At 38.1% G+C, this 20,219-nt stretch carries 20 protein-coding genes; 15 read left to right on the forward strand and 5 right to left on the reverse strand.

Features of this window, described 5'->3' with window-relative positions:
• Window positions 1-356 (reverse strand): CoA-transferase (locus tag V5N63_RS07245; protein ID WP_332033416.1); only part of this gene is annotated, 356 nt, incomplete at its 3' end.
• Complete coding sequence (locus V5N63_RS07250) at window positions 356-1,060, reverse strand: CoA transferase subunit A (protein WP_332033417.1); 705 nt, start codon at window positions 1,058-1,060, stop codon at window positions 356-358. The genes V5N63_RS07250 and V5N63_RS07245, both read right to left, overlap by 1 nt.
• A gap of 248 nt (window positions 1,061-1,308) precedes the next feature.
• Here V5N63_RS07250 and rplS point away from each other — a divergent pair, with 248 nt between their 5' ends.
• Window positions 1,309-1,662 (forward strand): 50S ribosomal protein L19, encoded by a 354-nt coding sequence (rplS, locus tag V5N63_RS07255; protein ID WP_088468863.1) that lies wholly within the window; start codon window positions 1,309-1,311, stop codon window positions 1,660-1,662.
• Window positions 1,663-1,833: 171 nt separating this feature from the next.
• On the opposite strand, the gene V5N63_RS07260 is transcribed toward rplS, so the two are convergent.
• The gene (locus tag V5N63_RS07260) at window positions 1,834-4,428 is read right to left on the reverse strand and encodes a T9SS-dependent M36 family metallopeptidase (protein WP_332033418.1); all 2,595 of its coding nucleotides are present in this window, start codon (window positions 4,426-4,428) and stop codon (window positions 1,834-1,836) included.
• 114 nt (window positions 4,429-4,542) lie between these two features.
• Window positions 4,543-6,336, reverse strand: a complete 1,794-nt coding sequence (rpsA, locus tag V5N63_RS07265) for a 30S ribosomal protein S1 (protein ID WP_332033419.1) — start codon at window positions 6,334-6,336, stop codon at window positions 4,543-4,545.
• A 225-nt stretch (window positions 6,337-6,561) separates the two neighbouring features.
• Between rpsA and V5N63_RS07270 the strand changes: the two genes are divergently transcribed.
• The 3 genes from V5N63_RS07270 (at window position 6,562) to V5N63_RS07280 (ending at window position 9,746) form a co-directional block, all read left to right on the forward strand.
• Window positions 6,562-7,869, forward strand: a complete 1,308-nt coding sequence (locus V5N63_RS07270) for a DEAD/DEAH box helicase (protein WP_332033420.1) — start codon at window positions 6,562-6,564, stop codon at window positions 7,867-7,869.
• Between the two features lie 46 nt (window positions 7,870-7,915).
• On the forward strand, window positions 7,916-8,257 hold the full coding sequence (locus V5N63_RS07275) for a MerR family transcriptional regulator (RefSeq protein ID WP_265144755.1): 342 nt from the start codon (window positions 7,916-7,918) through the stop codon (window positions 8,255-8,257).
• 88 nt (window positions 8,258-8,345) lie between these two features.
• Window positions 8,346-9,746 carry a helix-hairpin-helix domain-containing protein gene (locus V5N63_RS07280; protein WP_332033421.1) on the forward strand — a complete coding sequence of 467 codons (1,401 nt, stop codon included), beginning with the start codon at window positions 8,346-8,348 and terminating at the stop codon, window positions 9,744-9,746.
• A 69-nt stretch (window positions 9,747-9,815) separates the two neighbouring features.
• On the opposite strand, the gene V5N63_RS07285 is transcribed toward V5N63_RS07280, so the two are convergent.
• Window positions 9,816-11,699 carry an endonuclease gene (locus V5N63_RS07285; protein WP_332033422.1) on the reverse strand — a complete coding sequence of 628 codons (1,884 nt, stop codon included), beginning with the start codon at window positions 11,697-11,699 and terminating at the stop codon, window positions 9,816-9,818.
• 125 nt (window positions 11,700-11,824) lie between these two features.
• On the opposite strand from V5N63_RS07285, the gene V5N63_RS07290 reads away from it, so the two are divergent.
• From V5N63_RS07290 to V5N63_RS07340, 11 genes are all read left to right on the forward strand, one after another.
• Window positions 11,825-12,964: an acyl-CoA dehydrogenase family protein gene (locus V5N63_RS07290; protein ID WP_088468856.1), complete on the forward strand. Its 1,140-nt coding sequence runs from the start codon at window positions 11,825-11,827 to the stop codon at window positions 12,962-12,964.
• 117 nt (window positions 12,965-13,081) lie between these two features.
• Window positions 13,082-13,552, forward strand: a complete 471-nt coding sequence (locus V5N63_RS07295; protein WP_332033423.1) for a nucleoside triphosphate pyrophosphohydrolase family protein — start codon at window positions 13,082-13,084, stop codon at window positions 13,550-13,552.
• Window positions 13,553-13,561: 9 nt separating this feature from the next.
• Complete coding sequence (locus V5N63_RS07300; protein WP_332033424.1) at window positions 13,562-14,122, forward strand: TlpA family protein disulfide reductase; 561 nt, start codon at window positions 13,562-13,564, stop codon at window positions 14,120-14,122.
• A complete protein-coding gene (locus V5N63_RS07305) occupies window positions 14,123-14,734 on the forward strand; it encodes a DUF4230 domain-containing protein (protein ID WP_332019941.1) in 612 nt (203 codons plus the stop codon). It begins immediately after the preceding gene.
• Between the two features lie 12 nt (window positions 14,735-14,746).
• Window positions 14,747-14,935 carry a hypothetical protein gene (locus V5N63_RS07310; RefSeq protein WP_088468852.1) on the forward strand — a complete coding sequence of 63 codons (189 nt, stop codon included), beginning with the start codon at window positions 14,747-14,749 and terminating at the stop codon, window positions 14,933-14,935.
• A 171-nt stretch (window positions 14,936-15,106) separates the two neighbouring features.
• On the forward strand, window positions 15,107-15,634 hold the full coding sequence (locus tag V5N63_RS07315; RefSeq protein WP_088468851.1) for a hypothetical protein: 528 nt from the start codon (window positions 15,107-15,109) through the stop codon (window positions 15,632-15,634).
• Between the two features lie 287 nt (window positions 15,635-15,921).
• Entirely contained in the window at window positions 15,922-17,841 is a 1,920-nt protein-coding gene (gene thrS, locus V5N63_RS07320; RefSeq protein ID WP_332033425.1) for a threonine--tRNA ligase, read from the forward strand.
• An 80-nt stretch (window positions 17,842-17,921) separates the two neighbouring features.
• Complete coding sequence (infC, locus tag V5N63_RS07325; RefSeq protein WP_143332927.1) at window positions 17,922-18,428, forward strand: translation initiation factor IF-3; 507 nt, start codon at window positions 17,922-17,924, stop codon at window positions 18,426-18,428.
• Between the two features lie 81 nt (window positions 18,429-18,509).
• The gene (gene rpmI, locus V5N63_RS07330) at window positions 18,510-18,707 is read left to right on the forward strand and encodes a 50S ribosomal protein L35 (protein ID WP_088468848.1); all 198 of its coding nucleotides are present in this window, start codon (window positions 18,510-18,512) and stop codon (window positions 18,705-18,707) included.
• 120 nt (window positions 18,708-18,827) lie between these two features.
• Entirely contained in the window at window positions 18,828-19,172 is a 345-nt protein-coding gene (gene rplT / locus V5N63_RS07335; RefSeq protein ID WP_055042814.1) for a 50S ribosomal protein L20, read from the forward strand.
• A gap of 86 nt (window positions 19,173-19,258) precedes the next feature.
• On the forward strand, window positions 19,259-20,219 hold a 961-nt coding region (locus tag V5N63_RS07340), incomplete at its 3' end, for a M28 family metallopeptidase (RefSeq protein WP_332033426.1).

Raw genomic sequence — 20,219 nt, forward strand, 5'->3', positions numbered from 1 at the left:
CCGGGGATTTTCCAGTTGGCGATATCGCCGTTTTCTGAAACTTCCATGGCTCCAAGAATGGTGAGATCAACTTTTTTGCTGCGGATCATCCCGAAACTGAAAGCAGAATCAAAAAATGAAGCACCCGGAAGCGTTGTTATGGTTTGTTTTCCAGCATTAATTAAATCCGGATCCTCTTCGCCTTCGTAAGGAAAAGGCCCCATTCCTAAAACGCCATTTTCACTTTGGAATTCCACAGAAATATCCTGTGGAACGTAGTTTGCGACCAAAGTGGGAATTCCGATCCCGAGATTTACATAATAACGGTCTTTAACTTCCTTTGAAATTCGCTGTGCTATTTGTTCTTTTGTCAACATTATGCTTCTCTTTTTCTGGTTGTACGCTGCTCTATTCTCTTTTCGAATTTTTCGCCCTGGAAAATCCGCTGTACCATAATTCCCGGGATATGAATCTGGTTAGGATCAAGTTCTCCAGGCTCAACCAATTCTTCTACCTCGGCAATAGTAATTTTCCCGGCTCCAGCCATTGGCGCATTGAAATTTCGTGCAGTTCCTCTGAAGATTAAATTTCCTGCGTGATCACCTTTCCAGGCTTTCACGATAGAAAAATCTGCTTCGTAGGCATACTCCAGAATATGCATTTTACCGTTGAATTCTTTAGTTTCCTTACCTTCCGCAACTTCAGTTCCGTAACCTGCGGGAGTATAAAAAGCCGGAATTCCGTGTTGCGCAGCGCGACATTTTTCCGCTAAAGTTCCCTGTGGTGTGAGTTCCACCTCCAGTTCACCGGAAAGCATCTGTCTTTCGAACTCTGCGTTTTCTCCAACGTAGGATGCGATCATTTTTTTAATCTGTTTTTTTTGAAGAAGCAAACCAAGTCCAAAATCATCCACTCCCGCATTATTGGAAATACAGGTAAGTGCGGAAATATTACTTGCAACCAGCTCGGCGATTGAATTCTCGGGAATTCCGGATAATCCGAAACCGCCTACAATCACAGTCATTCCATCAGTAATTCCCTGGATGGCTTCTTTGGCATTTTTTACTCTTTTATCGATCATTATTATATTGAAATTTTGTGGCTTGAAATTACAATTTTTTTTAATAAAATTCTATTTGCGTTTTTTGTAAATTTGCAAAAGCTTTTTTTTAAATATTTTAAAATCATTATTGAATTGCAAATTTTTAAAAAATATCTTTTAAAGTATTGGCAGACAGAAAAAATTATCTTATTTTTGCAACCTGTTAATCAACCTCTGACGAAGGACGTGAATGTTGCTTAGCTTGACAAAAAATTTTTATTATAAAAATGGATTTATTAAAGTACGTACAAGACAAGTACATTGCTAAAAAAGAATTCCCAGAATTCAAAGCCGGTGACACCATCACTGTGTATTACGAAATTAAAGAAGGCGCTAAAACGAGAACTCAGTTCTTTAAAGGAACTGTAATTCAGTTGAGAGGAACCGGTCTTACCAAAACATTTACCATCAGAAAAATGAGTGGTGATGTAGGTGTAGAAAGAGTTTTCCCTATCAATTTACCAGCACTTCAGAAAATTGAGGTTGACAGAAGAGGTAAAGTGAAAAGAGCGAGAATCTACTATTTCAGAAACCTTAGAGGTAAAAAAGCGAGAATTAAAGACGCTGCTTACAAAAAGTAATTCAGACAACAACCATAAAAAAACCCATCACATTTTATTTGATGGGTTTTTTAGTGCGTTTTTTTAATCCTGCCTTTACAGCTTTGAAGAAAACGCAATTAATAATTAAAACCTTCGTGAAAAAAACCGCTCCACAAAAATTGCAGAGCGGCTGAAAAATATAATTATTAATTATTTCTTGATCATCAGTTTAGATGAATAATTCACTCCTAAACCTGTTACTTTCACCACATAAACTCCGTTTACGAGCGATTGAGTATTTACCGGATCAGCACCTGAAATCTTCTGGCTGGAAACTAATTTTCCTGTTGCATCAAAAATCTCAACATTTACTTTTCCTAAGATATTTTTACCAGACTTCAGGAAGAATTCGTTCTTCGCCGGATTAGGATAGATGCTTAAGGCTTTACCTGCATTCACATCACTAGTTGCCAGTACACATTCTGCAGGCACATCAAAACTTTCAACCTGATCGTTAATATTTGTTTTTGATCCTGCAGATGCATTTGCACCCAGACCTCTTCTTGCAAAAACGTCCCAAATCATACATTTGTCCTGACCGCCAGTAGTTGCTTGTTCTGCTGCCAAAATTGCATTTCTGCCGCTCACAAAGGTAGGGCTACATTCCTGAAGTTTCAGCGCGTCGGTCACAAGCTGCAACACTCTAGTACTTCCGTTGGTTGTATTTGCCATTACATCTGATGAGTAACCGTATTTTTCAACATACTTCCAGTGCAGGTCCCATAGCATAGACGCCCAAACGAAACCAATTGAGTGAACATTGGGTACCAACTGACCACTGGTATTGGTATATTCCATTCCGTTCGTATCGCCGTAAGCATAGTTATTAATTCCAAAATCCGGTGAGTACTGTGCCGGTCTGATTCCAAGACCTGTGATATCTTCCGTAATTGCATAAGTACCGATTCCTCTTGGAACTGAAGCGTTATCACCAGGCCTGTTAGTAAGCATCAAGGCAAAGAAATCCGACCAGCCTTCACCCATTTGTTCTTTTGAGTTGGACGAGGACAGACATGAATAACCGCTTCCTGTATTTCTGTTAGAAATTCCGTGACCATATTCGTGAATTACAATTCCGTTATCAAAACTTCCGTCTCTGATTTTTTGTGTTGCCGGATCGTATTTCAATGTAATATTCACTGTTTTTGTTGCCAGTAAATTTTTCATATATACACCTTCGGAGTTCTCTACCAATACCGCCGGAATTGTAATCGTAGCATCAACTCCCGCCATTCCAGAGGTTGGCGTAGAGGTTGGTAAACTGTAAATAATTGCAGCGAGCGCACCGGCATTCTGTGCATTTTTCACTTTAACCACAAAATCACATGACCCTCTTTCGATTAAACCGATCATTCCGGTAAGCGAACCAGCTGGCAAAGCAGTACAGGCATCAAGCACGGGAGCAAGTTTCACATCTGCTGTAATGCCTGTAGGTGTAAGTGCAGGTCCAAAAGTGGTAGAAATGTAATTCTGAACCACTCTTCCCACCGCTTCTGCAGGAGCGTTGTAGAACACCCGCTCCAAAACCGAAGGATTCCATAAATACATCTGCATTCTAGGTCTTGATCCATCGATAGGTGTTGAAAAATTTGCATTATCTGTACCGCCGCCATCTTGTGATTCAGCCTGCACGTAATCGTTCTGGCCACCACCTTTACCAAAATTCCACGCCTGGAAATTTCTTGCAGTTTCGGTAAATCCTAAACGGTAAAAAATATCGTGAATCTTGTTGTTAACATAAAACAGATTGGTGGTTGAAGCATTTAAATTCGCAGGTGTATTATTTACGATAAATGGAAAATCGAACACACGGTTGACTCCACCTTCGGCATAAGCTCCCGGTGCATTGGTATTTGCCTTATCCTCATAAGCCATTACATTGTTTCCTCTTGTTGTAGTGAAAGTTCCAGTGTAAGTGCCTCCGGGAATGGTATGCCAACCTTCTGTGGATGCATCTGCAAACCAGGGATTTACTTCCAGCGTTCTGTCGCCATGACCAGGACTCTCGATTGGCAGAGCAAACACTCTATAACTTGCATTTAAAGGCGCTAATGCCGTTGCTGGTTTTAAGGAATCACTGAAATCACTGCTGAAACCTTCCGGAAGATGTGCGGTATAATCATGATGATAAGCATCATGATTAAAGGTACAGGAAAGCGTAAGGTTCACTTTGCTCAAAATCTCACCTGTTTTAGCATCGGCAAGAACATCCCAATAATTTGAAGTACCGTTTTCTTCAAAAATATATTCGTGGCATAGCCTTAAATCATTGTTTTCTGTCTGAAAATAGATTAGACGGCTTTTGACGAAAGGTGCGTCTAGATCGGCATCATGGATTCCAATAATCTGATAATCTGCTTTATTTTTTAACCCCAACGCCTGCGCGACATTATCGAAAACTGATTTATTGTTTGCAGCTTCAGAGGGCTGCATTGCTTTTGAATAGTTTTTTGCAAAACTGTCATTAAAAAAATTAATTTTCTGATCTTTAATCAAAGCGGTACCCACTGCATTGTAAACAGGGATTCCGTTATAAGACTGCTGGATTTTAACCACATCCGAATTCATGGATTTAGAAAAATCCTCATTGATGATTTCGAAATTCTTAAGATCGGCTTTCAAAAATGTATTCTTTGCTGAAAGATGATTCTGAATGATAGACTTAAAGTCCTGTGCGCCCACATTTCCGAAAGAAAACATCAAAAATACCGCAGCAATTTTAAAAGGTAAATTTCTATTTTTCATATATTTTGATTAATTGGGTTCGAAAATATAAAAAATATCAACATGTTTTAGTTTTTTTTCACAAAAAAACGCCTCCGGTTATGGAGGCGTCATTTTATTAAGATCTAGAAGGGATTAATTACCACCTTCCATTTTCTTTTTCAATTCTGCTAATACATCTAAATCACCTAGAGTTGATTTTTCTTCGCTACCTGAAGAACTCATTGGCTTGTTAGATGAAGAAGATTCTCTCACGTTTTTCTTTTCTTCGTCTCTGAAGATTCCTGTGTGAGATACTACTACTCTCTTGAATTCTTTGTTGAATTCGATCACTTTGAACTGTGCTTCTTCACCTTTCTTGATTTTAGAACCGTCTTCTTTTTCTAATAATCTTGATGGGCAGAAAGCTTCAACTTCAGCATCTTCGAACTGTACCTGTGCTCCTTTATCGAAAACTTCAGTAGCTTTTCCTGCGTGTACAGTACCTTCAGCATATTTAGTTTCGAATTTATCCCAAGGATTTTCAAGAAGTTGTTTGTGACCTAAAGAAAGTCTTCTTGCCGCTGTATCAAGCTCAAGAACAACTACATCTAATTTATCACCAACTGCACAGAATTCTGATGGGTGTTTGATTTTCTTAGTCCAAGAAAGATCAGAGATGTAGATTAATCCATCGATACCTTCTTCCAATTCTACAAACACACCGAAATTAGTAAAGTTTCTTACCGTTCCAACGTGCTTAGAACCTACTGGATATTTAGTTTCGATATTTGACCAAGGATCCTGGCTAAGCTGCTTCATTCCTAAAGAGATTTTTCTGTCTTCTCTGTCAAGGGTTAAAACTTCTGCTTCTACCTCGTCACCTACTTTTACGAAATCTCCTGCACTTCTCAAATGAGTAGACCAAGACATTTCTGAAACGTGGATTAATCCTTCTACACCTGGAGCAACCTCTACGAATGCACCGTAATCAGCAAGAACCACTACTTTTCCTTTTACTCTGTCTCCTACTTTTAAGTCAGCAGAAAGTGCGTCCCAAGGATGAGCTTCTAATTGCTTCATACCTAACTGGATTCTTGTTTTCTCGTCATCGAAATCAAGGATTACCACTTTTACAGTTTCACCGTCTGAAAGGATTTCTGATGGATGGTTAACTCTAGACCAAGAAAGGTCTGTGATGTGGATAAGTCCGTCAACCCCTCCAAGATCAACGAATACACCGTAAGAAGTGATATTCTTAACAGTTCCTTCAAGAACCTGACCTTTTTCAAGCTGACCGATGATTTCTCTCTTCTGACCTTCAAGATCTGCTTCGATAAGCGCTTTGTGAGATACAACAACGTTTTTGAACTCAGGGTTGATTTTCACAACTTTGAACTCCATCGTTTTACCTACGAACTGATCGTAATCTTTAATAGGCTTCACATCGATTTGAGAACCTGGTAAGAATGCTTCGATACCATGAACGTCAACGATCATACCGCCTTTAGTTCTTGATTTTACGAAACCATTAACGATTTCTCCAGTTTCGTGAAGTTCGTTAACTTTGTCCCAAGCCTTAAGCGTTCTTGCTTTTTTATGAGAAAGCTGTAACTGCCCAGATTTGTCTTCTCTTCTGTCAACCATTACCTCTACTTCATCACCAACTTTTAATCCTTGGTTGTAACGAAATTCGTTAAGAGAAATAACTCCTTCAGATTTGAAGTTGATATCAACAATTGCTTCTTTATCAGTAAGTCTTACAACTTTACCAACAAGAACATCGTTATCCTGAAGGTTGTTAAGAGATCCGTTATAGATTTCCTCTAAATCACTTTTCTCTTTTCTTGCATCAGCATCTAATCCTGATTCGAAAGAATCCCAATCAAACTGTTCTGGTGCTACGTTTTGGTTCAAAAGAACCTCTGCTTTGTCTGTCGTTTCTGACATAATAAAATAATTTGTATTCCTTATTTTTCAATCTTTGGCTTAATGTGGTTAATGAAAAATACGGAAGATGTTAATTGTTAATGTTTTAACTTAGCCAAATGTTCCCACAAAAAGTGGTGCAAAATTAAGAATTTATTTGGTAAATGCAATAAGATTCGGGAGTATATTTTTAAAATCTTACCGGTCTCATTTTCAAACCCAAGCGTTTTCTTTTACCTTTGCAAAATGAATTTAGAAACCATCTATCAAAAACTGCAGATTCAGGACATGAATCAAATGCAGAAATCTACCTATACTGCCTCAGAAAACGAAAAAGATGTCATTCTGCTTTCTCCAACAGGATCAGGAAAAACGCTGGCTTTTTTATTTCCGCTGCTTAGAAGTCTGCGCAGCGATGTTTCCGGAATTCAGGCGATGATTTTGGTTCCGGCGCGGGAACTTGCTCTGCAGATTGAGCAGGTTTTTAAACAAATGGGTACCGATTTCAAAGTTTCTATCTGTTACGGAGGTCACGATAAAAAAGTAGAAATCAACAACTTTCGCGATGCACCTGCCTTACTGATAGGAACTCCGGGACGAATTGCTTATCATTTAAGAAATGAAAATTTTGACCCATCAACAATCAAAACTTTAATTTTAGATGAGTTCGACAAAGCGCTGGAACTGGGTTTTGAAGAAGATATGAATTACATAATTCAGGCTTTGGAAAACTGTTCGCAGCGAATTCTAACCTCGGCAACTGCGATGGATAAAATTCCGTCGTTTGTTGGTTTAAAGGATGAAAAAACCATTAATTTTCTCAAAATTCACGATTCCAAACCGGATATTCAATTGAGAAAGGTAATTACAACTTCGGAAGAAAAATTAGATACTTTATTTCATTTAATCTGTAAAATCGGAAATAAAAGGACACTCGTTTTCTGCAACCACCGCGATGCCGTGGACCGAATTTCTGAGCTTTTAAGAGAAAAAGGAATTGAGCGCGAAACCTTCCACGGCGGAATGGAACAGGATGAAAGAGAGCGTGCACTTCTGAAATTCAGAAATGATTCTTCACGGATTTTAATTACCACAGATTTGGCCTCCCGCGGACTGGATGTTCCGGAGGTTGAATCGATTGTTCATTACCAGTTACCGCCGAAAGAAGATGCGTTCATCCACAGAAACGGCCGCACTGCAAGAATGAACGCCAAAGGTTTTGCTTATTTAATTATGACTGATGATGAGAATTTCCCGTTCATAAAAAATAATATCCCGGAAGAAAATGTTTCCGAAAGCAACCGTGTTCCCGGGAAAACGCCTTTCCAAACTATTTACATCAGCGCTGGAAAAAAAGACAAAGTAAATAAAGTAGATATTGTAGGCTATCTCATCAAAAAAGGGGAACTCAGCAAAGAAGATATCGGTTTGATTGAAGTAAAAGACACCACTTCCTACGTTGCCGTTGACCGTAAAAAGGTAAAAGATTTGCTGAAAAAATTATCTACCGAAAAACTAAAAGGCAAAAAAGTAAAAATGGAAGTTGCTTACTAAATAAGCCTAAAAATTTCTACCTTTACCAACCTACATTCCTTTTTTTATGAAACTTAATTTACCCGATAAACTGTATTATTCGATAGGCGAAGTAGCCAAGGCTTTTAATGTAAACACTTCATTAATAAGATATTGGGAACAGGAATTCCCGATTATTAAACCTAAGAAAAATAAAAAAGGAAACCGGTACTTCACTCCTGAAGACCTCAAAAACCTGCAGATTATTTACCATTTGGTTAAAGAAAAAGGATACACGTTAGACGGAGCCCGGATCGCACTCGCTACCAATTCGAAAATATCAGAAACCATCAGCATGATCGACCGTCTGGAGTTTGTAAAAGCTGAGTTACAAAAACTGAAGGATTCCCTGGTAGACAAACCGGAATAAAAAAGGGTGTTTTCAACGCAATAAAACAGGTGTTTTCACTGTAACTTGTTGGTTTAATTCGTTTTATGTTTACACAAAATGAATTATCATGCGCTTACCTCTACAAATTTCCGCCGCAAAAAATTATTTTTTAGGGCTGGCCACATCGGGAGCAATCATGTTGGGCGGTCTTTTTTATTTTAATTCTGCAAAAACGGATGAGCGGCCACCTGATTCTCTTGAAACTGTAAATTATACAAAAACAGAGAAGAAAGAACTCTCAGAATTTAATCCCAATGATTTATCGGAAAGTGACTGGAAGAATTTAGGATTCTCTGAAAGACAAGTGGCTACCATATTAAAATATAAGAACGTTGTAGGCGGCGAATTTACTTCAAAAGAACAGCTGAAAAAATGTTATTCCATATCGGAAGAAAAATATTCAGAGCTCGAACCTTATATTTTACTTCCTGAAAAATCACCTTCTGATTCTTACCAAAGATTTACAAATTACCCATCGAAAGGTGGCAGCAGTTATCCATACCGCGCTTACGAGAAAAAATCGCTCACGATTCCTGGAAAATTTAATCCAAATCATTTTACCGCAGATGATTTTGTAAAAATGGGTTTTACTGAAAAGCAGGCAAGTTCAATATTAAAATACAAAGCTTATCTCGGTGGAAGCTTCATCAGCAAAGAAAAATTCAAAGACTGCTTCATCATCAGCGAAGAGCAGTACCGAAAAATGGAACCTTATCTTCTTCTTCCAGAGAAAACACCTGAAAATTTTTCAGTTAAAAATAATTACAGATCAAATTCTCCGGAAAAAGCCAAAATCGCTTACCAGAATTTCGATCCAAACCTTATTGATCTGGAAGGTTGGCAAAAGCTAGGCTTCTCCGAGAAACAGGCGCAGGTCATCATTAATTACCGAGACCGTAATCTAAAAGGCAGTTTTAAAACTCTGGATGATATTGCACGTTGTTTTGTAATTTCTGAAGAAAAGTTTGAAGAGATGAAATCTTACATTCTACTGAATCCCGAAAATTTTAAAACAACTTTACCTAAAAAGAGTTTCAGCGAGTCGTTGGTTACAAAAGCTGCAAATGAATCTGAATCCAAAACAGATTTTTCAAAAGTTGACATCAACCAAATCAGCTACAAACAACTTATAGAATTTGGTTTTGACGAAAAAAGTGCCGCCATGATGCTCAGTTACCGCAAAAAACTTGGTGGGTTTGTCAACCGACAGCAAATTATTGACACCTACGACATCGATAAAAATCTAGCGCAGAAATTAATTTCCACTGCTTATCTTGATGATTCGAAAGTCGCAAAATATACGCTCGCTGACGCTCCTGAAGATTGGCTGAAAACACATCCTTACTTTAAATATTCGGCCGATAAAATTATTTATCACCGGATTACAAATCCTGAAGACAGAAAAATATGGAAGCTGATTAAAGTAAAACCGGAATACGAAGCAAAAATGAAATTATATTTGAAATAGTTTAATTATAGGGTAATAAAAAATCTCCTCAAATAAATTTTTTGAGGAGATTTTAATGACTGCGAAGATTTATTTTTTGATAAACTTCAGTGATTTATGATCGATATTCAGAATATAAACTCCCGGCTTCAGATTTTGAACATTTACCGAATTTTTGTTTTTAAACGGCCGACTTTCTTGCTGCACCAATTTTCCCGAAAGATCAAAAACAGAAATTTCTTGCACGTTCTCCAGTTGTTTCCCTTCTACATACAGGCTGTTTCCAACGACAGGATTCGGATAAATAGACCAGTTATTTTCAGAATAAAACCCAACATCAGAGGTGGCCAAAACGCCCAGATTCTCGCAATAATCAGCAGGAAATGCTTCCCACTCCGAAAGGGTAAATGTATTTGACGGTTGCGTTACAGAACTCAGTCTGTACAGCGAAACATCACCCAAAACTGATGAATTACTCATGTCTTTAATTCCTACCGCATCTACCGTTGTCGAAGCATAACGAAGTTCAAGATATTGGCTCCCCGAAAAAGTGAGCTGAGGCGCAGCCGTTACAAATCTCGCCTCATCATTGGTAATACAGCTGAAATTGGAATATGGATTGAGCACAACAAATGTTTCGTTGTGCTGTACCAGTCCTTCGAGTTCATACGCATCGGGAAAATAATAATTACCTGCAGTGTTGTTATAAAACTGAGTACTGAGACGGTATTTATTGAGATTAACAGGATGCCCGGTTTTGTTGGTTATTTCAATTGCTCTATTATTCTCACTTCCTTCCAGATATTTTGTAATCATCAGATCCTTTGCATAAATATCGGTCGCTAAAGTTGTTGCAGAAACCGTATTGCTGTACATCGACTGATAGTAACTATTATCATAAGCCTGAACTTTGAAATTATAAAAGGTGGAAGGCTCCAAATGATCAATTGAAACTGAGGTATCTTTAGTATAGGCAATCAGCACATCATTCTGATAGATTTTGTATCCGATTACATCAGCATCGGGACTTGGCGTCCAGCTTAAATTTACAAAATAAGCACTTGTTTGCGTAATACTTAAGTTCGTGGGAGCCTCAGGTTCTAAAGAATTTGCGGTCTGATTCCAGATAGCATTTACCCATTGTGGATAATCGATAAAAGGATTTCGGTTTTTCTGTAATGCATAAACCTCATTATTCCTGTCGATCTCTCTCTGTGAAACCGGATCCTGATTATGCCACTGAAGAAGCATGTTAAGATACCAGTCTTCAAAAGCTTTTTCTTCGGTTCCGTCCAGCGGGCTTCGGTCGTTTGCAGCTGAAGTACCGTTATAATAATTGAAAAGACCTAATTTCCCTTCGTATCTCACCGCAAAATAAAGTAAACTTCTTGCAATATCTCCTTTAAATTCATCAACGGGTTCGTAAACACGTCCGGTATAACCGGAGCCAGGCGTTCCGTTGGCACTAATCCGCGATCCGTTTGTAAAAGTATAAAAAGGAGCGGTTGTAGTTTTAGCAATACCATAAGGATAGTTGCTCCTCAGCTGATTAATACGTGCATCCGTAGGAATTACGTAAAACAGATCCGAATACATCGGATAATTACTGTTGAATGTACTTTGAGGCATCATATGCTCTCTGTTCCAACCCTGCCCTTCTGCATTTGCAGATCCTGTAAGATTGGCGACGGTATATTCATAAAAATCCGGACCGTTTGGGATTTCAGAATAAATATCCAGCAGGATGGTAGTATTACTTGCATCATGATCGTAATATTTATCTAAATCCGTTTTATTGTAAAATTCAGTCAAATCTCCATAATGCCAGTTAATATTTTTAGAGGAGATAATCTCGTGAAGTTTTGTTTTAAGCGCATATCCGGTTAAAGATGATGTTCCGTCATAATAACCCGCAGGAATTTGTGAAAAAACCAAAGCTGGCAATAGAAAGCACAGAAGTAGAATTCTTTTCATTGATATCATTTTAAAGATTGCAAAATTACGCATTTAACTTTCGCAAAATCAGGAATTAAACCTAATTTTAAAAAAATATTTTCAGGCTTCACCAATTTAATTATCTTTGAAAGCAAATACTATCTATGAACAGTGACACTTTACACAACATTAATATGATTGCTGAAACTGCCAAAGAGTTTGCAGAAAAAAATATCCGACCGAATATTATGGACTGGGACGAAAGCCAGACTTTTCCGGTTGAACTTTTTCACCAAATGGGTGAAATGGGGTTTATGGGAATTGTAATTCCCGAAGAATACGGTGGTTCAGGTCTTGGTTATCACGAGTACGTGGCCATTCTTGATGAAATTTCACAGGTTGATCCTTCCATCGGACTATCCGTTGCTGCCCACAACTCATTGTGTACCAATCACATTTACGAATTCGGAAACGAAGAACAGCGCCACAAATGGCTCCCACAACTTGCTTCTGGTAAAGTTATCGGTGCATGGGGCTTAACCGAACACAATACAGGATCCGATTCCGGCGGGATGAGCACTACAGCGGTAAAAGATGGTGACGAGTGGATTCTTAACGGGGCTAAAAACTTCATTACCCATGCAATTTCCGGCGACATTGCTGTTGTAATGACCAGAACCGGCGAAAAAGGAGCAAAAAATAACTCTACAGCTTTCGTTTTGGAAAAAGGAATGCCAGGTTTCAGTTCTGGAAAAAAAGAAAACAAATTAGGAATGCGCGCCTCCGAGACCGCAGAATTAATTTTCGACAACGTAAGAGTTCCCGATGCCAACAGATTAGGTGAAGTTGGATCTGGATTCAAACAGGCAATGAAAATCCTTGATGGCGGAAGAATCTCGATCGCAGCATTAAGCTTAGGTATTGCTCGTGGCGCTTACAAAGCCGCTTTGAAATATTCTTTGGAAAGACACCAGTTTGGAAAAGCAATTAACCAGTTTCAGGCGATTAACTTCATGCTTGCAGATATGGCAACGGAAATTGATGCTGCAGAATTACTCATTCAGCGTGCTTCTAATTTAAAAAATGCCAAGCAACCCATGACCAAAGAAGGCGCTATGGCCAAACTTTACGCTTCGGAAGCTTGTGTTAGAATTGCGAATAATGCAGTTCAGGTTTTCGGCGGATATGGCTATACGAAAGATTTTCCGGTAGAAAAATTCTACAGAGATTCAAAATTATGTACTATTGGCGAAGGAACTTCCGAAATTCAGCGTCTTGTAATAGGCAGAGAAATTTCGAAATAAATTCAACAATATTCAAAGATAAAGCATCCGATATGGATGCTTTTTTTATCTTAATAAGACTTGAACTTTCAGGGTTTTGACATTATAATTTTTATATTTGTTAAAATTAAACAGTAAATGGATAAAATTGATGCACTAAACCAAGTTGCAGAATTTCACAAAACCTTTAATGCGCCCATTTTAGATACCCCGCAAATCCCATCCAAAGAAAGATGTGAATTAAGAATTTCTTTACTACAGGAAGAATTAAATGAATTAAAAGATGCAATCGCAGACAATAACATTGTAGAAGTTGCTGACGCACTTTGTGATCTGCAGTATGTTTTAAGTGGTGCGGTGCTGGAATTTGGTTTGGGCGAAAAATTTGTAGAACTTTTTAACGAAGTTCAGCGGTCGAATATGTCGAAGGCTTGTGCAAACCAGCAGGAAGCCGATGAAACCATCGCATTCTATCAGGAAAAAGGTGAGGAAGCTTTTGCTGAAATTTCCGGCAACAAAATTAATGTTCACCGCAAAAGCGATTACAAAGTTCTGAAAAACAAATATTATTCCCCTGCCGACCTCGAAACCATTTTAGAGAAGAATTAAAAATAAAATATGAATAAATTAACCAAATCTATACTTCTATCCGCTATCTTGTTTTTTTCGCTTCAATCCTGTAACGCTCAAAAAGTGGTGGTTAATCGGGAAGTTGAAACTACCAACGACGGTAAAATGCTGTTGGGAATTCAGACTAAAGACCAGCTCCTGAAATTACCTTACAGCGACTGGTATTCGAAAGAGCACGATCAATACACAATCGATCAGAAAGCTGTAGCAGAACTTAAAAAAGAAAAATTAAGTTCTTACAACATCATCGTTGTGTTGGGCACCTGGTGCGAAGATAGCCACCGCGAAGTTCCGAGACTGATGAAAATCCTGGAAAACGTGAATTTCCCCGAGCAAAAACTCACCATTATAGCGGTAAACCGTAAAAAGGAGGCTCCCGGCGGCGAAGAAGGCGTTTATAATATACAGCGCGTACCAACAATTATTGTACAGAAGTATGGCAAAGAAATTGGCAGAATTATCGAATATCCTACGTCGGGTTATCTGGAAAGAGATTTACTCGAAATCGTGCGCAAAGACAACACTTCATTTAAAGATTTACTGAAATAATTGAAAACAAACTCTAAAATACTGCCGTTTATCCTGGGAGCCGCGCTGGTGCTGTTCATTGTTTTACTATGGAATGCGCTGACAAAAAAACCAGAGGATAAAGTTCAGAACGATTTCTACATCATCACCAACCAAATTCGCAAAATGAACAAAATGGTGGTGATGGAACAGGATTTCTCAAGCATGCAGAAAACCAAAATCACTTCCGAACTTTTTGGCGGAATGCTGCCGGACATCGAAAAAGAGCTCATTACCTTCACCAAAACAAATGCTCAGGTTTCTTACGATTTAAATAAAATGAAACTCGAAGTTGATTCTGTGAATAAAAAGCTGATCATAAAAGAACTTCCGAACGCAGAAATAAGAATTATTCCCAGCGTCGAAATACAGTCGATGGATGATTCTTTTATTGATCGTTTTAATGAAAAAGACCTTCAGAAAATCACCAAATCTGCAAAAGACAATGCATATAAAACGGTTAACCAGAACCGGCTTCGCGATGAAGGCCGCAAACAGCTTTTAGAAAATTTGGATAATATTTTTGTTTTGGCAAAGGCTTTGAACTATACAATTGAAGACCAAACAGGTCTCATTGATACTTCGAAATTTTAAAAACCAAAAATCATGGACAAAGAAAAGAACGACCCCAAAACAAATAAGGCCGAAATTAAGAAACAAAATCAGGATTTACCCAATATTCCGGCATCTTCAGAAAAAATCAAATCCGGAGAAACTGCCGAAAAAGAAATTAAGGAAACATCAATACTTCACAAAGACGGCAAAACCGACAACACAGACCAAAGCGAAAATTAATTTTTCGCTTTTTTAATGCAAAATAGTGAGCGTTAATTAATGTTAAACACAAATCAATATTCCGGATATTATGTTAATTAAATTTAAAGTTATTTTAATTAAACAATTCTGTCATAATTTTTGATTCGTCCTGTACAGATCACAAATATTAATACTAAAAAATTAAACATTATGTCTTATACTATCGTGGGAATGTTCCCAACCACTGAAGCAGCCGATAAAGCATCGCATAAACTCGATAATGCAGGTTTCGAAAAAGAAGATTACAAAGTTTCGCGCTACTCCACTACCGGAGATTACGATCCGGAATTTGGGTACGATTATGAAGAAGATGAAAAAACAACGGGATTTTGGGACTGGCTTTTCGGAGACGATGATTCCAGCAAAAACAAATACAGCTATGCAGCTACTAAAAGCAATCTGGTAACCGTATATACCGATGATGCAGACCGCGCAGAAAGAGCCCGGGAAATTTTAAACGAAGAGGGCGCGTTGGATGTAAATGATTTTACTAAAGACCGATATACAACCGAAGAATTTAGTTCACCAGACAACAATTTAACTTCCGATGAACGCGCCAGAATCATCAGCAAAGCAAAAAACAACCTTTATTTAACTGATGATTACCGAACTTACAACTTAAGAAACCGTGGAATGACGAACGAAATGGATTCCCTGGGTAGCCGGGATACCTTCTAAACCAAGTTTCATAATTTTACCCGTCCGGTTTCAGTTATTCTGAAGCCGGACTTTTCTTTTTATAAGTACCAACAATTTATATTTCCGAAAAAAAGACCTTATTTCCCTTTCAAACTTTTCTGGTGACGCAAAAAAGGATTTCCATTTCAATCGGATCTAAAACTCTTTCTCTTTCCCTCCTGAAAAATTCAAGCAAATTCACTTTAAAACATACAAATTTCTTGAAAAGTATAAAATAAAAATTCACAGAAAATCCGTACTTTTGCAAATTAAACTCATAGTTCACAATGGTAAAAATTACTCTTCCCGACGGAAGCATCAAAGAATTTGAAAGTGCCGTAAGCGCACTGGAGGTAGCAAAATCGATAAGCGAAGGCCTGGCCAGAAACACCATTTCTGCAATTGTAAACGGAACACAGGTTGAAATCAACACGCCAATCACCACCGATTCTACGATTCAGCTTCTTACGTGGAACGATGAAATGGGTAAAAAAGCCTTCTGGCACTCCTCTGCTCACTTGTTGGCGCAGGCAATTATGGAATTTTATCCTGATGCAAAATTAACCATTGGTCCGGCAATCGACAGCGGATTTTATTATGACGTAGATTTCGGTGACGAAAGTCTTTCTGAAAAAGACTTCGAGAAAATCGAAAAGAAAATGCTTGAAAACGCGAAAAAAGACGCAACCTTCAAATTATATCTGGTTTCCAAAGCTGATGCTTTGAAAGAATACGCAGACAATCCATACAAAACAGAACTAATTTCTAACCTTAACGACGGTGAAATTACGTTCTGCTCCCACGATAATTTTACAGATTTATGCCGTGGCGGCCACATTCCCTCAACCGGAATTGTGAAGGCTGTTAAAATCCTTAACGCTGCAGGAGCCTACTGGCGCGGTGACGAAAAAAACAAACAGCTTACACGAGTTTATGGTATCTCTTTCCCTAAACAGAAAGAACTCACCGAATATTTGGAAAGACTTGAGGAAGCAAAACGCCGCGACCACCGTAAATTGGGTAAAGAACTGGGAATTTATGCTTTTTCTGAAAAAGTAGGCGCCGGTCTTCCGCTTTGGTTACCGAAAGGAACCGCGCTAAGAAAAAAACTCGAAAACTTTTTATCTGAAGCACAGAAAAAATCCGGATACGAATTTGTAATGACTCCGCATATCGGTGCGAAAGAATTATATGTAACTTCCGGACATTGGGACAAATATGGTGCAGATAGCTTTCAGCCTATAAAAACGCCTAACGAAGGTGAAGAATTTATGCTAAAACCAATGAACTGCCCACATCATTGCGAAATCTATAAAGTTGGGCAATGGTCTTATAAAGATTTGCCGAAACGTTTTGCAGAATTCGGGACTGTTTACCGATACGAGCAATCCGGTGAACTTCATGGTTTAACAAGAGTTCGTGGATTTACCCAGGATGATGCGCATTTATTCTGTACACCAGACCAGCTTTTGGCAGAATTTGAAAACGTAATCGATCTTACACTTTACGTTTTCAAATCATTAGGATTTGAAGATTTCGTTACTCAAATTTCTTTAAGAGATCCCGATAACAAAGAAAAATATATCGGCTCCGATGAAAATTGGAAAAAAGCGGAAGACGCCATTATCCAGGCAGCTGAGAAAAAAGGCCTGAAAACAAAAGTAGAATATGGTGAAGCCGCGTTCTACGGTCCTAAACTGGATTTCATGGTGAAAGATGCGCTGGGGAGAAGCTGGCAGTTGGGAACCATTCAGGTAGATTATAATTTACCTGAAAGATTCGATCTTTGGTACACGGGAAGCGACAACGAAAAACACAGACCCGTGATGATTCACCGTGCGCCATTCGGTTCTATGGAAAGGTTTATCGCTATTTTGCTCGAAAATACAGCAGGAGATTTCCCACTTTGGCTCGCTCCGGATCAGTTTACCATTTTACCGATCAGTGAAAAATATGTGGATTATGCAAAAAAAGTTTCACAATTGCTGGAAAATCACGATATTTGCGGCTTGATTGACGACAGAAATGAGAAAACGGGTAAAAAAATCCGTGATGCAGAGTTGAAAAAACTCCCTTTCATGCTTATTGTAGGTGAGAATGAGGAACTTAACAACACAATTTCTGTAAGAAGAAGAGGCGAAGGAGATTTGGGCGCAATGAGCATCGAAGACTTTATTTCTTACTTTAAAAAAGAATCAAAAATTTAAAATTAACTTTAAAATTTAATACCATAGCACAGAAATTCAATTACCGAGGTAGAGGCCCACAGCGCCGTGTACAGGAAGATTTGCACCAGATTAATGAAAAAATCCGTGCAAAAGAAGTACGTTTGGTCGGTGATAACGTAGAGCCGGGAGTTTATCCCTTAGCAAAAGCATTAGAAATAGCAAAAGACCAGGAACTGGATTTGGTTGTAATTTCTGATAAAGCGGAGCCTTATATTACCAGAATTCTGGATTATAAAAAATTCCTTTACGAACAGAAAAAGAAAACCAAAGAACTTAAAGCCAAGCAGGTAAAAGTAGTTGTAAAAGAAATCAGATTTGGCCCACAGACTGATGAGCACGACTACGAATTCAAGAAAAAACATGCTGAAAAGTTTCTCGAAGAAGGTTCAAAACTTAAAACCTATGTTTTCTTCAAAGGCCGTTCGATTATCTTTAAAGACCAGGGAGAAATACTTCTTCTAAAGTTGGCGCAGGAACTGGAACATGTTGGAAAAGTTGATCAGCTGCCAAAACTGGAAGGTAAGAGAATGATTATGATGATGAGCCCGAAGAAACCGGCAAAATAGGAATTACAGAATTTTAAATTTAATTCATTTAAATTTAAACTCATAAAAGATATTGATAACAAACAGATAAAATTAAGCAAAATGCCAAAATTAAAAACTAAATCAGGTGCTAAGAAGCGTTTTAAGCTTACCGGAACCGGGAAGATTAAAAGAAAAAATGCTTTCAAAAGCCACATCTTGACGAAAAAAGAAACGAAGCAGAAGAGAAATCTTACGCAAACTTCTTACGTTGCTACTGTGGATGAGAAAAGCGTTTTACGTCAATTAGCCATTAAGTAGTTTTTTATAAATCAACCGGTTTATAAGAATTCAAAAAATTCAGAAATTTTAACCCTGAAACGGAGCAAAAAAGTGTAATGAAATAAATTACCGCCCTTTTCAAAAAAAACAATTTAAATTATGCCAAGATCAGTAAATGCAGTAGCTTCCAGAGCTCGCAGAAAAAAAGTAATGAAGCAGGCTAAAGGTTTTTTCGGTAGAAGAAAAAATGTTTGGACTGTAGCTAAAAACGCCGTAGAAAAAGCAATGCAATATGCTTACCGCGGCAGAAAAGAGAAGAAAAGAAATTTCAGAAGCCTTTGGATCACGCGTATCAACGCTGGTGCAAGAGAACACGGAATGTCTTACTCCCAATTTATGGGCGCTCTGAAAAGCAACAATATCGAACTGAACAGAAAAGTTTTAGCAGATTTAGCAATGAATCATCCTGAAGCTTTCAAAGCAGTTGTAGATCAAATTAAATAAATGTAAAATTTTTTGTTATCAATATTAAATCTCATACAAATTTGTATGAGATTTTTTTATTATTTTTGATGAATTGCTAATAAAAAATGAAAAAACTTTTTATCGTTTCCGCCCTTTACATTTCTATATTCTCTTCAGCCCAAACATTTATACAGGCTTATCAAAACAGGGTTGAGCAAATTACACAAACCAACATCAATACTTATCTTACCGAGTTTGCTGGTTTTGGAGTGAAGACCACTGGAAGTATTAACAACAACAATACATTTAACTGGCTGAAAAATAAATATCTTGGTTTTGGTTACACCAGCACTCAGATTTCAGAAAACGCGTTTACTTATAACGGGAATACGACAAAAAATCTTATTCTTACCAAGACAGGAACTAAATATCCAAACACTTATGTTATTGTGTGCGGTCATTATGATACCATCGCGGGTCCTGGCGTAAACGACAACGGCAGCGGGACTTCGGTAATTCTTGAAATCGCCAGAATCCTGAAAGATATTCCCACCGAATATTCCATTAAATTTATCAATTTCACAGGTGAAGAACAGGGATTTCGTGGGAGTCAGAATTACGTAAATACCGTTGTAAACAGCACCAATCCTAAAATGGATATTAAAGTAGTATTCAACATTGATCAAGTTGGCGGCGTTGCTGGCGAGGTGAACAATACGATAACCTGCGAACGCGACACCAATAATTCACCTTCTACAAATAATTCAGCATCTAGCACTATTACACAGCAACTGATGAATTGTGTCGCACTATATTCACCACTGCAAACAAATTTATCTTACGCATACGGCTCAGATTATATGCCGTTTCAATCTAACGGAGAAGTAATTACAGGATTTTACGAATTTAATGAAAGTAATAAACCTCATTCCGCAGGTGACACCTATGTGAATATGGATCCTGTATTTGTATATAATGTTACAAAAGCCGCTTTAGGCGCTGTACAGCATTTCGCCACGGCAGAAACCACTGCTCTTTCAACAAATGACTGTCCACCGGAAAAAATGCTGCAGTCTTTGCGAATTT

Origin of the sequence: Kaistella sp., assembly GCF_032060305.1 — a bacterium.
Taxonomy (GTDB): Bacteria; Bacteroidota; Bacteroidia; order Flavobacteriales; family Weeksellaceae; genus Kaistella; species Kaistella yananensis.

What these genes read in the sequence shown, in the direction of transcription:
- V5N63_RS07275 (WP_265144755.1), top strand. Translation starts at nt 7,916, where the DNA reads ATGAAACTTAATTTACCCGATAAACTGTATTATTCGATAGGCGAAGTA.
- V5N63_RS07315 (WP_088468851.1), top strand. Translation starts at nt 15,107, where the DNA reads ATGTCTTATACTATCGTGGGAATGTTCCCAACCACTGAAGCAGCCGAT.
- rplT (WP_055042814.1), top strand. Translation starts at nt 18,828, where the DNA reads ATGCCAAGATCAGTAAATGCAGTAGCTTCCAGAGCTCGCAGAAAAAAA.
- V5N63_RS07285 (WP_332033422.1), bottom strand. Translation starts at nt 11,699, where the DNA reads ATGAAAAGAATTCTACTTCTGTGCTTTCTATTGCCAGCTTTGGTTTTT.
- rpmI (WP_088468848.1), top strand. Translation starts at nt 18,510, where the DNA reads ATGCCAAAATTAAAAACTAAATCAGGTGCTAAGAAGCGTTTTAAGCTT.
- rpsA (WP_332033419.1), bottom strand. Translation starts at nt 6,336, where the DNA reads ATGTCAGAAACGACAGACAAAGCAGAGGTTCTTTTGAACCAAAACGTA.
- thrS (WP_332033425.1), top strand. Translation starts at nt 15,922, where the DNA reads ATGGTAAAAATTACTCTTCCCGACGGAAGCATCAAAGAATTTGAAAGT.
- V5N63_RS07310 (WP_088468852.1), top strand. Translation starts at nt 14,747, where the DNA reads ATGGACAAAGAAAAGAACGACCCCAAAACAAATAAGGCCGAAATTAAG.
- V5N63_RS07295 (WP_332033423.1), top strand. Translation starts at nt 13,082, where the DNA reads ATGGATAAAATTGATGCACTAAACCAAGTTGCAGAATTTCACAAAACC.
- V5N63_RS07250 (WP_332033417.1), bottom strand. Translation starts at nt 1,060, where the DNA reads ATGATCGATAAAAGAGTAAAAAATGCCAAAGAAGCCATCCAGGGAATT.
- V5N63_RS07280 (WP_332033421.1), top strand. Translation starts at nt 8,346, where the DNA reads ATGCGCTTACCTCTACAAATTTCCGCCGCAAAAAATTATTTTTTAGGG.
- V5N63_RS07290 (WP_088468856.1), top strand. Translation starts at nt 11,825, where the DNA reads ATGAACAGTGACACTTTACACAACATTAATATGATTGCTGAAACTGCC.
- rplS (WP_088468863.1), top strand. Translation starts at nt 1,309, where the DNA reads ATGGATTTATTAAAGTACGTACAAGACAAGTACATTGCTAAAAAAGAA.
- V5N63_RS07300 (WP_332033424.1), top strand. Translation starts at nt 13,562, where the DNA reads ATGAATAAATTAACCAAATCTATACTTCTATCCGCTATCTTGTTTTTT.
- V5N63_RS07260 (WP_332033418.1), bottom strand. Translation starts at nt 4,428, where the DNA reads ATGAAAAATAGAAATTTACCTTTTAAAATTGCTGCGGTATTTTTGATG.
- V5N63_RS07270 (WP_332033420.1), top strand. Translation starts at nt 6,562, where the DNA reads ATGAATTTAGAAACCATCTATCAAAAACTGCAGATTCAGGACATGAAT.